This is a genomic window from Flavobacterium sp. MDT1-60 (genome assembly GCF_014844035.1).
Lineage (GTDB): Bacteria > Bacteroidota > Bacteroidia > Flavobacteriales > Flavobacteriaceae > Flavobacterium.
On the sequence record NZ_CP062159.1, the window covers coordinates 1,752,727 to 1,768,403 of the forward strand.

15 protein-coding genes are annotated in these 15,677 nt (G+C 33.2%); 5 read left to right on the top strand and 10 right to left on the bottom strand.

Annotation, left to right across the window (positions count from 1 at the left end; translation table 11 throughout):
- The first annotated feature begins 76 nt into the window (after positions 1-76).
- The gene (locus IHE43_RS07525) at positions 77-535 is read left to right on the top strand and encodes an Lrp/AsnC family transcriptional regulator (protein WP_041516998.1); all 459 of its coding nucleotides are present in this window, start codon (positions 77-79) and stop codon (positions 533-535) included.
- Between the two features lie 60 nt (positions 536-595).
- Here the strand turns inward: IHE43_RS07525 and IHE43_RS07530 are convergent, their stop codons facing one another.
- The gene (locus tag IHE43_RS07530) at positions 596-2,044 is read right to left on the bottom strand and encodes a glyceraldehyde-3-phosphate dehydrogenase (RefSeq protein WP_192187355.1); all 1,449 of its coding nucleotides are present in this window, start codon (positions 2,042-2,044) and stop codon (positions 596-598) included.
- 172 nt (positions 2,045-2,216) lie between these two features.
- Positions 2,217-3,617: a S1C family serine protease gene (locus tag IHE43_RS07535; protein WP_192187356.1), complete on the bottom strand. Its 1,401-nt coding sequence runs from the start codon at positions 3,615-3,617 to the stop codon at positions 2,217-2,219.
- Between the two features lie 137 nt (positions 3,618-3,754).
- On the opposite strand from IHE43_RS07535, the gene dapF reads away from it, so the two are divergent.
- The 4 genes from dapF (at position 3,755) to IHE43_RS07555 (ending at position 7,286) form a co-directional block, all read left to right on the top strand.
- Positions 3,755-4,537, top strand: a complete 783-nt coding sequence (gene dapF, locus IHE43_RS07540; protein ID WP_192187357.1) for a diaminopimelate epimerase — start codon at positions 3,755-3,757, stop codon at positions 4,535-4,537.
- Positions 4,538-4,601: 64 nt separating this feature from the next.
- Entirely contained in the window at positions 4,602-5,135 is a 534-nt protein-coding gene (locus IHE43_RS07545; RefSeq protein WP_192187358.1) for a GNAT family N-acetyltransferase, read from the top strand.
- A gap of 10 nt (positions 5,136-5,145) precedes the next feature.
- Positions 5,146-6,186 (top strand): endolytic transglycosylase MltG, encoded by a 1,041-nt coding sequence (gene mltG, locus IHE43_RS07550; RefSeq protein ID WP_192187359.1) that lies wholly within the window; start codon positions 5,146-5,148, stop codon positions 6,184-6,186.
- Between the two features lie 452 nt (positions 6,187-6,638).
- A complete protein-coding gene (locus tag IHE43_RS07555) occupies positions 6,639-7,286 on the top strand; it encodes a peptidoglycan-binding protein LysM (protein WP_192187360.1) in 648 nt (215 codons plus the stop codon).
- A 52-nt stretch (positions 7,287-7,338) separates the two neighbouring features.
- On the opposite strand, the gene scpA is transcribed toward IHE43_RS07555, so the two are convergent.
- The 8 genes from scpA to IHE43_RS07595 form a co-directional block, all read right to left on the bottom strand.
- Positions 7,339-9,480, bottom strand: a complete 2,142-nt coding sequence (gene scpA / locus IHE43_RS07560; RefSeq protein ID WP_192187361.1) for a methylmalonyl-CoA mutase — start codon at positions 9,478-9,480, stop codon at positions 7,339-7,341.
- A gap of 44 nt (positions 9,481-9,524) precedes the next feature.
- Complete coding sequence (locus IHE43_RS07565) at positions 9,525-10,889, bottom strand: methylmalonyl-CoA mutase subunit beta (protein WP_192187362.1); 1,365 nt, start codon at positions 10,887-10,889, stop codon at positions 9,525-9,527.
- Positions 10,890-10,905: 16 nt separating this feature from the next.
- Positions 10,906-11,232 (bottom strand): septum formation initiator family protein, encoded by a 327-nt coding sequence (locus IHE43_RS07570; protein WP_192187363.1) that lies wholly within the window; start codon positions 11,230-11,232, stop codon positions 10,906-10,908.
- Positions 11,233-11,434: 202 nt separating this feature from the next.
- Positions 11,435-12,043 (bottom strand): uridine kinase, encoded by a 609-nt coding sequence (gene udk, locus IHE43_RS07575; RefSeq protein WP_192187364.1) that lies wholly within the window; start codon positions 12,041-12,043, stop codon positions 11,435-11,437.
- Between the two features lie 254 nt (positions 12,044-12,297).
- Positions 12,298-13,179 (bottom strand): SDR family oxidoreductase, encoded by an 882-nt coding sequence (locus IHE43_RS07580; RefSeq protein WP_192187365.1) that lies wholly within the window; start codon positions 13,177-13,179, stop codon positions 12,298-12,300.
- Between the two features lie 77 nt (positions 13,180-13,256).
- Entirely contained in the window at positions 13,257-14,384 is a 1,128-nt protein-coding gene (locus tag IHE43_RS07585) for a methionine aminotransferase (protein WP_192187366.1), read from the bottom strand.
- Positions 14,385-14,448: 64 nt separating this feature from the next.
- Positions 14,449-14,892: an energy transducer TonB gene (locus tag IHE43_RS07590; RefSeq protein ID WP_192187367.1), complete on the bottom strand. Its 444-nt coding sequence runs from the start codon at positions 14,890-14,892 to the stop codon at positions 14,449-14,451.
- A gap of 22 nt (positions 14,893-14,914) precedes the next feature.
- Positions 14,915-15,628 carry an SAM-dependent methyltransferase gene (locus IHE43_RS07595; RefSeq protein WP_192187368.1) on the bottom strand — a complete coding sequence of 238 codons (714 nt, stop codon included), beginning with the start codon at positions 15,626-15,628 and terminating at the stop codon, positions 14,915-14,917.
- Positions 15,629-15,677: the final 49 nt, after the last annotated feature.

Genomic DNA, 15,677 nt, shown 5'->3' on the forward strand with positions numbered 1-15,677 from the left:
TCTTTTTAAATAGGTTTAGACTTCTCAAAAAAGAAAAAAAGACTAAATTTTACTAATTAAAGAAAACGTTTTCGTTATGGCTTTAGATGAAATTGACAAAAAAATCCTACGACTTTTACAGGAAAATGCCCATTATACTTTAAAGGACATTGCAAATAAAATTAATCTGTCCCTCACGCCGGTTCATGACAGGGTTAAACGTCTTGAGAAAGAGGGAGTTATAGAGAAGTATGTTTCGATTTTAAACAAGAAAAAACTCGGAAATAATCTAACAGTTTACTGTCAGGTTACCTTAACGAAACAGACGTACGATACTTCGGAAGGGTTTAATCAATCGATTCTTAATTTGCCTGAAGTAGTTGAATGTAATTATGTTTCTGGAAATTTCGACTATATGCTTAAAATCATTATTCCGGATATGGAAAGCTATCACCATTTTCATCAAAAAAAATTATCGATCTTGCCTGAAGTTTCCCTGATTAATACCGTTTTTGTAATTTCTGAAGTAAAAAGTACTACAGTTCTTCCAATTTAGAATAACAAAAAACCATCAATAAAAATTGATGGTCTTAAGAATGGTTGGTTTGGTTTTATATTAATAATAAGTAAAACGTCTAACTTTAGCGATGTATTTTGCTAAGCGAATTACCTGGTGACTGTATCCGTATTCGTTATCATACCAAATATATAAAACAATGTTTTTACCATCTTTAGAAACAATTGTTGCGTTGCTATCATAAATCGATGGAGCAGAAGTTCCTACTATATCAGAAGAAACTAACTCATTATTTAAAGAATATTTGATTTGCTCTACAAGTTCTCCTTCTAAAGCGTATTTTTTCATTATTTTATTGATTGCTGCTATAGAGGTAGCTTTTTTAACTTCTAAGTTTAATACCACTAACGATCCGTTTGGAACGGGAACTCTAATAGCATTTGAGGTTAATTTTCCTTCAAGAGATGGAATTGCTTTTGCAACTGCTGTTCCGGCACCAGTTTCTGTAATAACCATATTTAAGGCAGCAGCTCTTCCGCGACGATATTTTTTATGCATGTTATCAACCAGATTCTGATCATTTGTATACGCATGAATAGTTTCTAAATGACCTTTTGCAACTCCTAAGGTATCTTCAATAACTTTTAAAATTGGCGTTATAGCATTTGTAGTGCATGAAGCTGCAGAAAAAATATTGGTTTCGTCCGGATTATATTCGTTGTGATTAACACCGTGAACAATATTTGGAATTCCTTTTCCAGGCGCAGTCAATAAAACTTTACTAGCACCATTTGAAGTTAGGTGCCTTTTTAGCGTTTCCTCAGTTGTAAAGGCGCCGGTATTGTCAATAACTAATGCATCATTAATTCCGTACTGTGTATAGTCTATTTCTTCCGGAGTATTGGCATTTATAATGTGAACAGTAGTTCCGTTTATGATTAAAGCATTATTTTTTGGATCAGCAATTACAGATCCTTGAAAATCTCCATGAATTGAGTCGTAACGCAATAGAGAAGCTCGTTTCTCTAAAATTGACGCATCATTTTTGTCACGGGTTACAATTGCTCTCAAACGCAATTGGTTTCCTTTTCCGGTTTTTGACATTAATTCTCTGGCTAACAAACGTCCAATTCTTCCAAAGCCATATAATACAACATCTTTTGGTTGGATTTCTTTTGTTGATTTCGCTTTTTTTAACTTGTCCATCACAAAATATCTTGCATCCGGATATTTTTCTTCTTCTAAAAGATATTCGTATGTAAGTTTTCCTAAATCTAATTTTGCAGGTGGAAAATCTAAAGACAAAATTACTTTTGCAATTTCAACAGAATCAAAAACACTAATAGGTTTACCCACGAATTCAGCTGCATATTGATGTAAATTGATTATGTCACTGACATTTTTATCTAATAATTGGTTTTTGAATAAAACCATTTCGATGGATTTGTCATACCATAAATCGCTTATGACTTTTATTAATTCGACACCAGCTCTTCTTCGGTCGACTTGTAATGATACCTCTTTTTGGTACAAAGATTTTTTACTCATAATTGATCAAATTGAAAAAATAAATAGACGACTATTTTTAAATTTGGCGCAAAAGTATCCATTTCAATCGATTTCGTAAACTATTTTGTGATTTATTTTTGAAAATAATAAAGCCATCTTAATTTCTTAAGATGGCTTTATTTGAGTTTTCAGTCTCAGTGTTCAGTTGCGACTAAATAATTATTCTAAAGATTTCTCCATTTTTGTTTATCATTTCGATACGGACACTTTGTCCTTCGTCTTTTTTACTTAAAAGTTTCGAAACGGTTTCAACATTTGTTGCTTTTATATTATCAATGCTTAAAATAATATTTCCTTGCAATTCATTTTGATATTGCATTAAATTGTCATTGGTTATGTTTTTAATTTTTACACCATAATCAATTCTGAATTTCTTTTTATCAGCTGCATCAATATTTTCTAGTTCTATTCCTTTAAACTCCGTACTGAAAAATTCATTTTTACTTAAAGTGACCGGAACAGTTCTGGTTTGTCCATTTTTCATATAAGTAACTTTCACAACATCATTTGGTCGTTTCGTGTTAATATAACCTGAAAGATCAGCATAAGTTGCAATGTTTTGATCATCCAGTTTTACGATAATGTCACCTTTTGTAAGACCCGCTTTTTCGGCTCCGGAATTTTTAGAAACTTTGCTAATATAAAACCCTTGCGTTTGAGTTACGCCTAATTCTTTTGAGGCTGTGCTGTTTAATTCACCTCCTTCGACACCTAAAATTCCTCTTTGAACATTACCGAATTCCATGATGTCTTCAATGATTTTTCTTGCAATATTAGACGGAACGGCAAATGAATATCCAACGTAAGAACCAGTCATTGAAGAAATCATAGTGTTGATTCCAATTAATTCTCCTCGGGTGTTTACTAACGCACCACCACTATTTCCTGGATTCACCGCTGCATCAGTCTGAATGAAAGACTGGATTCCGCTTGTATCTAAATTTCTGGCTTTCGCCGAAACGATTCCGGCAGTTACAGTTGATGTTAGGTTATATGGATTTCCGACAGCTAAAACCCATTCGCCAATTTTTACATTGTCAGAATTTGCAAAAGCGGTATAAGGTAGTTTTTCATCAGCATTGATTTTCAGTAAGGCAATGTCCATTTTTGAATCGGTACCAATCAATTTTGCCGTATATGATTTCTTGTTGTTTAAGGTGATTTCAATTTCAGAAGCATCTTTAATTACGTGATTATTTGTCACTATATATCCATCTTCAGAAATAATAACACCAGAACCAGTTCCTACTTGTTCCTGCTGTTGTTGGCCACCATATCCATAGAAAAATTCCATCATCGGATTACTGATTGTTCTTCTCGAAACATTCTTTACGTGAACAACCGTATGGATTGTTTTATCTGCAGCAGCAGTAAAATCAACTGTTTCAGCAGATAATGCAACATTTCTGCCAAATGAATTGGGAGCGAGCGTAACAACAGAATTTTCTCTTCCAAAAAAAGAATTGTTGCCATCAAATAATAATTTGTAAGCACTAAGTGTAGTAGCACCACTTAGTAATGACACTAAAAATAAGGTTGAAAATCTTTTCATAATTAGGCTTAATGTTTAAGTTATAATGTAAAATTAATAGAAAAAATTATTTCAAAAAATGGTTTAACGCTCTTTAACAATCATTAACATTTCATTAATTAATAGTTCGTACTTTTGTACTTATTAATAGACAAAAAATGCAAATAGAATTTTATAAATATCAGGGTACAGGGAATGATTTTGTAATGATTGACAATCGTACTAATTTTTTTCCAAAAGAAGATATTCAACTAATAGAACGTTTATGCGAAAGACGATTTGGTATTGGAGCAGACGGACTTATCTTACTTGAGAATGATTCAGATACTGATTTCAGAATGGTTTATTATAATTCCGACGGGAACCAAAGTTCGATGTGTGGAAATGGCGGCCGTTGTCTGGTAGCTTTTGCAAATCAATTAGGAGTGATTAATAATCAGGCAATTTTTATGGCAACAGATGGGTTGCATCACGCTTCTGTTGGAGATGATGCCATTGTTTCTTTGCAAATGATTGATGTTGATGAAATACAAAAGAAAGACTCTTACACTTTTTTAAATACTGGTTCGCCACATCATGTCCAAATTGTTGACGATTTGAGACAATACAATGTAAAAGAAAATGGTGCTGCAATTCGTTACGGAGAATTATATGGAGAAAAAGGAAGCAATGTCAATTTTGTAAAGAAAATTGACGATGATACTTTTTCACTCCGTACCTACGAAAGAGGTGTTGAAGATGAAACTTTGGCTTGTGGAACCGGAGCAACAGCTGTTGCAATTGCAATGAATGCGATTGGTGAAACTGATAAAACTTCAATTAATTTAAATGTTGAAGGAGGAAAATTGGTTGTTTCTTTTGATAAAGTTGGAGATCATTTCACTAATGTTTTCTTGACGGGACCAGCAAAATTTGTTTTTAAAGGAACAATAGAAATATAATATTCAATTGCCAAAAACCAATATTTTAAAATTTAGAATCTAAAATCAACAATCTAAAATTACAATGATCACACTCAAAGGAGAAAATATCTATCTGCGTGCATTAGAGCCTAATGATTTAGAGTTTGTGTACGCGATGGAAAATGATCAAAACATTTGGGAAGTTAGCAATACTTATACTCCATATAGCCGTTTTCTGGTTCGTCAATATCTAGAAAATGCACATCAGGATATTTATGAAGCAAAGCAACTACGATTGGCGATTTGTCAGGATGAAGATTTTCCTGCTATTGGATTGATTGATTTATTTGAATTTGATCCGAAGAATAATAAAGCAGGTGTTGGAATCGTTATCCAAAAGGATGAAAATAAAAGACAAAATATTGGTTCTGAAGCATTAGAACTTTTAATTAAATATGCGTTTTTTAATTTAAATTTACATCAGCTCTACGCAAATATTAGTGTCGAAAATGTAGCAAGTATAGCTCTTTTTACTAAATTTGGTTTTGAGAAAATAGGAATTAAAAAAGATTGGATTTTGCTGAATAACCACTATCAAGACGAAGCAATGTACCAGTTAATTAACAAACAAATTTAAAATTTAGACTTTGAGCTTAAAAAAAATTATCACGATAACTGCTGTAGCCGTAATTTCAGTTTTAATGATTTACGGATTTATTTTGATCAGCAGAATTTTTAGCGCCAACACAAAATTTGAGGAAAAAGAACTTTATGTTTATGTTCCAACCGGTGCAAATTATACCGATGTTAAAAAGATATTAGAACCTTATATCAAGAATTTCGAAAACTTCGAGATGGTAGCCAATAAGAGAAGCTATCCTGAAAATGTAAAACCAGGTCGTTTTTTGCTTAAAAAAGACATGAATAATATCGATTTGGTTCGTGCAATGCGTTCTAATGTGCCAGTTAAATTAGCTTTCAATAATCAGGAACGTTTAGAGAATTTTGCCGGAAGAGTGGGTTCTGAAATCGAAGCCGATAGTTTATCTTTAATGAAAGCGATTAAAGATTCGACTTTCATGGCTGCTAATGGTTTTAATGAAGACAATGTATTCGCCATGTTTATTCCAAATACTTACGAAGTATATTGGAATACTTCTGCAGAGAAATTCCGTGATAAAATGATCAAGGAATACCACAATTTTTGGACAGATAAAAGAATTGCAGAGGCTAAAGAACAAGGTTTAACACCTGTTCAGGCAACAATCTTAGCTTCAATAGTTCATAAAGAATCAGTAAAAAAAGACGAGAGACCTAGAATTGCAGGTGTATATTTAAACCGTTTGCGTTTAGCAATGCCGTTGCAAGCAGATCCAACTGTGATTTATGCCTTAAAATTAAGAGACAATAATTTTGATCAGGTTATCAAAAGAGTTTTTTATAATGATTTGGTTATGAAGTCTCCCTACAATACTTATGTGAATATAGGACTTCCTCCAGGACCAATTGCAATGCCTGATATTACGGCTCTTGAAGCTGTTTTGAATCCTGAAAAAAATGATTATATCTATTTTTGTGCTAGTGTAGAGCGTTTTGGATATCATGAGTTTGCTTCAACGTTAGCAGAGCACAATGTAAATGCAAAAAAATATTCAGACTGGATCGCTAGCCAAGGAGTAACGAGATAGTTTTTTTGAAATTTTTCCATAAAATACAAACCGAAGTTTAAAGCTTCGGTTTTTTTTATGGTAATTTTTTAAATGTTATGAATTTGAAAAATTATGGTGCAGAAAATACATTTGCATTCTCGATTTTTTATTTGATTCAATAAAAAATCAAGAAAATGACATTCATTTATGTGTAAAAAAAATGAAAACTATGTAAGGTAAATATTATTATTTTAACACATTTCCTAAAAATTTGCTAAAAATGATATTTTAGAGATTTATTTTTTTGACGTTTTTACGAAAAATAAGCGACTCTTATTAACACTTGAAAACTGCACCAATAAAGGGATTGAAAGGATATTTGTAATCTCTGTAAATGTGTAAATAGTTGAATATCAGTATTGTTTGTTTTTGCTTACCTTTGCACCGTAGAAATTTCAAGAGGGTGACAGCGTTTTGAAGAAAAACAATTTATGATAAAGAAATGGTATTTTTATGCGAGTTTAGTCGTTATTATTACATTTTTAACTTTGGGTTTTAAACCCTTTAATCTGGAAACCAAACCTTGGTTTTTAATAGAAAAAACAGATGGATCAGAGTACTTATTTCCATCGATAGATAAGGATGATTATCCTGAATCAAACAAATTAAACGTCCCATACACGGGAAATCATCTAATCGGTTTTAAAGAAGCAGTTGCTTTTAAAGAGTCTCAGGGAAAATACCGTTTGGTAAATTCACTTGGCTATATGGGGAAATACCAGTTTGGTCCTCAGGCATTGAGATCGATTGGTGTTCGTAGTGGCAAAGCTTTTTTAAAAGATCCCGCCTTACAAGAAAAAGCATTTGTTGCGCTATTATCCAAAAATAAATGGATTTTGCGTAACGAAATTGAAAGGTATGAAGGGAAAATCATTAACGGTGTTGCAATTACCGAATCCGGAATTTTAGCCGCAGCACACCTTGGTGGTGCAGGATCAGTAAAAAACTTCTTTAAAAATAAGGGAAACAGGTATTTTAGAGATGCTTACGGAACTTCATTAAGAAGTTATATGAAAGCCTTTGGCGGTTACGATCTCTCTTATATTGAAGCAGATAGTAACGCTACGATAAACGACTAAAAAGTAAAACTGAAAAATCCCGAGTTAATCGGGATTTTTTTATGGAATATATTTAATCAATTAATATTTCTAAAATTTTAATTGCTGCTTCACTAATCTTTGTCCCTGGTCCAAAAATGGCAACTGCACCTGCATCAAAGAGATATTGATAGTCTTGTGCCGGTATAACACCGCCTACAATTACCATAATGTCTTCTCGGCCGTGTTTTTTTAGTTCTTCAATAACTTGCGGAACCAACGTTTTATGTCCGGCAGCTAAAGAAGAAACTCCTAATATATGGACATCATTTTCAACAGCTTGTTTAGCGGCTTCAGCAGGAGTTTGAAAAAGAGGGCCAATATCAACATCAAAGCCTACATCAGCATAACCGGTTGCAACTACTTTTGCACCGCGATCGTGTCCGTCTTGTCCCATTTTGGCAATCATAATTCTGGGACGTCTTCCTTCTTGTTTTGCAAAGGCATCTGCTAATTGTTTTGCCTTTTCAAAATTTTCGTCATTTTTTATTGCTGCACTATACACACCGCTAAAGGATTTAATTTGTGCTTTGTATCTGCCAAAAACACTTTCCAGAGCATCGCTAATTTCCCCTAATGTTGCTCTTTCTCGAGCCGCTTCGGTTGCGATTTCCAATAAGTTTCCTTGTCCGGTTTTAGCACAATGAATTAATTTTTCCAGTGATTGATTTACTTTTTCAGTATCTCTTTTTGCTTTTATTTCTTCAAGACGTTCAATTTGTTGTTTACGAACCATTTGGTTGTCAACATCCAAAATATGCAACGGATCTTCTTTTTCTAATCTAAATTGATTTACACCAACAATAATATCTTGTCCGCTGTCAATTCGTGCTTGCTTTCTTGCTGCAGCTTCTTCAATCCTAAGTTTTGGAATTCCGGCTTCGATAGCTTTTGTCATTCCGCCTAATTCTTCAACTTCTTCGATAAGTTTCCATGTACTTTCTAAGATCTCATTCGTCAGGCTTTCAACATAATAACTTCCGGCCCAGGGATCAACTGTTTTGGTGATTTTCGTTTCTTCTTGTAAAAAGATTTGTGTATTACGTGCAATTCTTGCAGAGAAATCGGTTGGCAAAGCAATCGCTTCATCAAGTGCATTGGTATGTAAAGATTGTGTCCCCCCAAAGGCAGCAGCAGTTGCTTCAATACAAGTTCGGGCTACATTATTAAAAGGATCCTGCTCTGTCAAACTCCATCCACTTGTTTGGCAATGTGTTCTTAGTGCCAAAGATTTATCACTTTTTGGATTAAACTGCTGTACTAATTTTGCCCAAATCATTCTTCCGGCTCTCATTTTGGCTATTTCCATAAAATGATTCATGCCGATAGCCCAAAAGAAAGAAAGGCGGGGGGCAAAGTCATCAATAGTCATCCCGGTTGATAGTCCGGTTCTAATGTATTCTAAACCATCAGCTAAAGTATAGGCCAATTCAATGTCGGCAGTCGCACCAGCTTCCTGCATATGATATCCGGAAATGGAAATAGAATTGAATTTAGGCATTTTTTTACTCGTAAATTCAAAAATATCAGCAATAATTTTCATCGAAGGACTAGGAGGATAGATATAGGTGTTTCGCACCATAAACTCTTTCAAAATATCATTCTGAATAGTTCCGGATAATTTCCCGATGGCAACACCTTGTTCTTCAGCCGCTACTATATAAAATGCCATAATGGGCAAAACAGCACCATTCATAGTCATTGAAACTGACATTTCATCTAACGGAATCTGGTCGAAAAGTACTTTCATGTCTTCGACAGAATCAATTGCAACACCAGCTTTTCCAACATCTCCGACAACTCTTTCATGATCTGAATCATAACCGCGATGTGTTGGTAAATCAAAAGCAATTGATAATCCTTTTTGTCCTGCAGCTAAATTTCTTCTGTAAAAGGCATTACTTTCTTCTGCAGTCGAAAATCCTGCGTATTGTCTAATGGTCCACGGACGACGAACGTACATTGTGGCATATGGTCCCCTTAAATTCGGCGCAAAACCGGCTCCAAAATCCAAGAACTCTAAATCTTCTATATCTTTTTCGGAATAGTTTTTTTTAAGTTCGATTCCTTCGGCTGTGACGAAGTTTTGAGTTGTAGGTTCTGAGTTATGCGTCAGTTCGTCTAACTTCTCACTTTTAAAATCTAACGTTATATGTTTAAGGTCTTTTCTTATCATGGAGACACTTCGTTTTGTTTGGTTATTAATTACTTTGAAAAAGATTATTCAAGTTCTAATCGTTCCTGCTCTAATTTTTCAGCTAATCTTTTTTCTATTATGGGTGTAATTAATGTTTTTCTTGGTTTTATTTTTACAAAAGGAAACAACTCTAAATCATGTTTCATTTTGTCTTCTTTGTTTGGATATTTATTCGTCCCTAGTAAAACTTCTTTTTTTGAATCGAACAACTCCTGTTCTTTTGTCGCACTTTCCTGAATTTTCTTTTTGATGGTTCCATCGTTCAAAAGTTTCAGAAAACCTCCATTTGCTTCAATATCTTTAAATAAAGCCAAACTTTTTTCAGCCAGTTGCATCGTTAAACTTTCAATATAATAACTTCCATCGGCAGGATTATCTACTTTGTCGAAATAACTTTCGTGTTTTAAAACCAGCAATTGATTTCTGGCTATTCGGTCTCCAAATTCATTGTCTTTATGATATAAAGCATCGTAAGGTAAATTTGCGACAGCATCAGCACCTCCTAAAATAGCTGACATACATTCGGTTGTTGTACGAAGCATATTGACATTGTAATCGTAAATCGTTTTATTACGTTTTGTTGGCGTAACCAATAAATGACATTCAATTTCAGGATTATATTCTTCGGCAATTAATTTGAAAAGCATTCGTAATGCACGAAGTTTTGCAATTTCAAAGAAATAGTTTGTTCCCACAGAAACCTGAAAAACGAATGGCTTGGTAATATTTAGTAACCGATTTAAGTATTCATTTGCATGTGCTAAACTGTATGCAATTTGCTGTATAATATTCGCACCGGCATTTTGATATAAACCTAAATCGATACTTACTAAAGAAAGATTTGTAGTTGCTTTTGCAATATTTTCGATCGTTTCAAAATTATTTTTATCTGATGTTGGAAACCAATTTCCTTCTCGTGCAAAATGACCAATTGGATCAATATTACAGTAAAAGACAGCTTTTTTCTGAATCGAAATTGTGTCTAGTTTTTTTACGAAATCGATTGAAATAAAATTTAAATTAAAGTAAACGATTCGGTTTTCTAAAGGAAGATTTTCTAATAATTTTTGAATATCTATTTTTTCGTTTTCAATCGTAAAACGCAAACTTTCTGCTCCTCTTTCAATAGTATTAATAGCTCTTTGAATCGATTTCTCGATATCATAAACAAAAATATTTTGACAGATTTTAAAATTCGAAGCCTCAGTTTTTACAGTTGCTGCTTTTGAAAATTCATCTCTGTGATAAAAAGGCTTTACCTGAATATCTTCGGGAGAATTCCAAATTACAGTTTGATTGTATTCGGCTCCATCTAATTCAAACTGAATTTTTTGTTTCCATTGCTTGGATGAAATCGGATTAAAATCGTCGAATAGGGTACTGGTCATTGGGTGTTTTTTCTGATTATTCTTTTTCTTGAATAGTATCTCCTTCAAATTGGATGATGTAAATATCTTCGCTGTCTTTTTTCATAAAGTACTTTTCGCGAGCATATTTTTCTATTTGTTCAGGATTTTTAAGTTGCTTGATCTGTTCCTGATCTTTCTTTATTTCTTCCTGATAATATTTTTTATTGTCTTGTAATTCATTGATTTGCCCATCTAAAAAGCGATGATCAAAATAAGAGTAATTGTCTAAAAATAACATCCAAATAACAAAAAACAGCAACACCCAAACATATTTATTGCCCAGGAATTTGAACCATGATTTGTCTTTATATGGATTTTTCATTTTATTTTTAATTAACCGATTGTGTCTTAGGGTTTTGATTCGTCTTTCTAGCCCCGATAGAAGTAAAAATCCTTTTGTGCCGGTGTTCGGCACAAAAGATTACTTCACTTAACTTTTATTTCAATCGGAGTTCAGTGAACTTCGTTTGAAACGAATAGCGGGAATAGCTCCTAATTTTTATGGACTAAATTTACAATAAAAATTATAAAATTCGCTGATTAATTACGGCACGAACCACATCAATTGCTACAGTATTGTATTTGTCATTTGGAATAATGATATCAGCAAAAGCTTTTGATGGCTCGATAAATTGCTCATGCATAGGCTTTAAAGTGGTTTGGTAACGGTTTAAAACCTCGTCAATATCGCGTCCACGTTCTGAAATATCTCTTTTTAAACGACGAATTAATCTTTCGTCAGAATCAGCATGAACGTAAATTTTAATATCAAATAATTCACGTAATTCAGGATTAGTTAGAATTAAAATTCCTTCAATAATCATTACTTTTCGCGGATGTGTTGATACAGTATCGTCGGTTCTGTTATGCTGAATAAAAGAATATACCGGCTGGTCAATGGTTTCGCCAGCTTTTAAAGCTTTAAGATGTTTTACCAATAATTCAAAATCGATCGCTCTTGGGTGATCAAAATTAATTAATGCTCTTTCGTCAAATGACAAATTGCTGGTTTCTTTATAGTACGAATCTTGAGAAATTACCCCAACTTCCGTATCTGGTAATTCGTTCATGATTTGGTGTACTACTGTTGTTTTTCCACTTCCTGTTCCCCCTGCAATTCCTATAATGAGCATAAATTTGATATTATATATTTATTCGGCAAAAATAATAATTTAAGTGAATTGTCTAAGCATATTATTCATTTAAACCATATAAGTAACGTAAGTAAATTTAAGTAAACAGATGTTTAAACAAAGTATTATTTAACTGAACTTATATCACTTATATGGTAAAAACAGTAAAAAAAATCCCGACAGCAAAGCCATCGGGATTTCGTGCAATCAGTATAGTTTTAATAAAATATTCTGAATTTAGTAAGCACTTGTAATTATTTATTCTTTTTTGCTTTTATCATCATTTCAAGCTGATCCCAAAGTTCTTCCGGAATTGCTTCTAATAAATTGAATTGTCCGGCGCCTTTTAACCATTCTCCTCCGTCAATTGTAATTACATCTCCATTTATGTATGCTGAGAAATCAGAAACTAAATAAGCTGCTAAATTGGCTAACTCCTGATGATCACCTACACGTTTTAATGGCACTTTTTTCGCCATATCAAACTTTTCTGCGAGATCTCCGGGTAATAATCTATCCCAGGCACCTTTTGTCGGGAATGGTCCAGGAGCAATAGCATTAGAACGGATTCCGTACTTAGCCCATTCTACGGCAAGACTTCTTGTCATTGCTAAAACTCCCGCTTTTGCAGTAGCACTTGGAACCACATAAGCAGAACCGGTCCAGGCATAAGTCGTAACAATATTTAAAATTGTTGCTGATGTTTGTTTACTGTCTATCCAATGTTTTCCAAAGGCTAGTGTACAGTTTTTAGAACCTTTCAATACAATATCGATAACAGTGTCAAACGCATTAGCGGATAAACGTTCCGTTGGAGAAATGAAATTTCCGGCAGCATTATTCAAAAGAACATCTACTTTCCCGAAAGCTTTTAAAACTTCCTGAAGCATGTTTTCTACTTCTTCATAATGACGAACATCACATTGAAGTGGTAAACATTTTCCGCCAGTTTCGGTTTCAAGTTCTGTAGCAGTTGCTTTTAGTTTGTCTAAATCTCTTGAAGTAATCGCTACCTGAGCGCCTAATTCTAAGAAATATTTAGTCATTGCTTTTCCTAAACCACTTCCGCCTCCAGTAACTACAATGACTTTTCCTTTTAAGGCGTCATCGCGCAACATTTTATCTGTATAGCTCATACTTTTTTCTTTTTATTGCAATATTAATTAAATAAATAGGATGCATGCATAATAATGTTATAAAATTTTGATAAATTTTATATATCGCACAATTTTTTTGCTGCCGACTCCAGAGTGAAATTGTCTTTAGCGAAACAAAAACGTATTAATTTTTGATCTTTATGATCTGAATAAAAAGTTGAAATTGGAATTGCAGCAACACCATGATCTGTAATTAGTTTTTTACAAAAGGTTACATCATCATTGTTTGAAATATTGGCGTAAGAAGCGACTTGAAAATAAGTTCCTTCACAAGGTTTTAATTCGAAGCGACTGTTTTGAAGAAGTTTTTGAAAATAATCACGTTTTTCCTGATAGAATTTTCCAAGTAAATTTACATCTACAACATCTAAATATTGACTAATGGCAACCTGGGAAATACTATTGACACTAAAAACCAAAAACTGATGTACTTTTTTGATTTCTTTCATTAAATATTCCGGTGCCACCGTATAGCCAATTTTCCAGCCTGTAATATGAAATGATTTCCCGAAAGAAGAAACCATAATACAGCGATTCAAAAGAAATTCTTTAGTATGAGTCGAAATATGTTTTTCTTCGAAAGTGATGTATTCGTAAACTTCGTCAGATAAAACAAGAATATCAGGATATTTCGAAAGTAGTTTTTCAAGTTCTAAAAAATCATTTTCTGTCAAAATTTTTCCCGTCGGATTATGCGGATTGTTGATGATTATCATCTTAGTTTTTGCCGAACAAGCCGTTTCGATTGTTTCCCAATTTGGTGTGTAATCATTATTTAAAGCTACCCGAACCGGTTTTGCATTACAAAGTAAAACAGGTGATTCATAAGAATCATAGCTCGGATCCAGAATAACAACTTCATCTCCAGTTTTAACTAGTGCTAAAATAGTAGTAAAAATTCCCTGCGTAGCCCCGGCCGTAACCAAAAGTTCTAAATCAGGATTTATAATTCGGTTATAAGAACTCTGAATTAGTTTAGTAATCTGATTCATCAAAGGCGGATAACCTGCCATTGGTGTATATTGATGTACGTTTTCTTTAGATAATTTTGCCAGAATATCTGTTAATCTTTCATCAACAGGAAAATTAGGAAATCCCTGAGACAGATTAATTGCATTGTATTCGGTTGCCATTTTAGACATTACCGTAAAGATGCTTGTGGTTATGTTTGGAAGTTTACTCATGAGAAAGTTTGATTGGGGAAAACTTGTGAGTACAATATAAGGTAATTTTTATTTTGTTGAATAATTACTTTACGAAATTATTTACAGAAATGGGTATTGAAAAAAATGTTCTAACCACATTATTGTTTTGTTTTCCAGGAATCCATTTAGGAGACATCTTTAGAACACGGATCGCTTCAGCACCAGTTCCATGGCCAATATCTCTTAAGACTTTAATATCACTTAGTGAACCGTCTTTTTCTATTATAAAAGTCATATAAACTCTTCCTTTTATTTGTGGGTTTTCTGGATTTTTATAATTGTCTTTTATATAGCGATCAAATGCTTCTTTTCCTCCCGGAAATTCTGGTTTTACTTCTAGTCCAGCCGTATTGTAGACTTGGTTTTCTTCATTTATAACAACTCCTTTGTAATTGTTTACATTCTCGGGAGTTATTTTTACATCTTCAGTTTGAGAAGATATATTTTGTGCAAAACAAATAAAAATCAGAAATAGAAACTTTTTCATATAGTTGGATTTTTATGTAGTTTTACATTTTATGAATAATAAAAATCGTAGGTCGATTATGTAAATCAACTTTCAGTTTTTTCCAATCAGCAACACGCATTGTTTTAATAAACTCGGTTGGTAATGTTATATCAGTTGCAATACAAAGGTGAGTTGAAGGGTTTAGGATCTGTAAAAGATCTTCAACTAATTTATTGTTTCTATAAGGTGTTTCGATGAAAATTTGCGATTGATTTTTATCCTGAGATAATTTTTCAAAATGTTTTAATGCCGATTTTTTCTCGTCTTTATCAATTGGTAAATAACCGTTGAAAGTAAAACTTTGTCCGTTCATTCCCGAAGCCATCATCGCTAATAAAATAGAAGAAGGTCCAACTAACGGTACAACCTGAATTCCTTTTTCGTGCGCTAATTTTACAATTACCGCACCTGGATCTGCAACGCCTGGACAGCCAGCTTCGCTCATTAAACCTACATTTTTTCCTTCTAATAAAGGTTTTATGAAATCTAAATGTTCGCTTGGTTCAGTGCGTTTGTTGAGTGTGAAAAGTATAAGTTCTGATTGTTTTTTCTCAGGAGAAACTGCTTTTATTGATTTTCGTGCTGTTTTTTCGTTTTCAACAATATAATGATCTATAAAATCGATGCTTCTTTTTACGGTTTGAGGCAAAACATCCATCGGATCGCTTTCGCCCATTGTTGTTGGAATTAAATATAGCTTTCCTGGAAGTTTCATGTGATTTATTTTATAGATTATAAAATGAAATATTTTCAATTATAAGTTG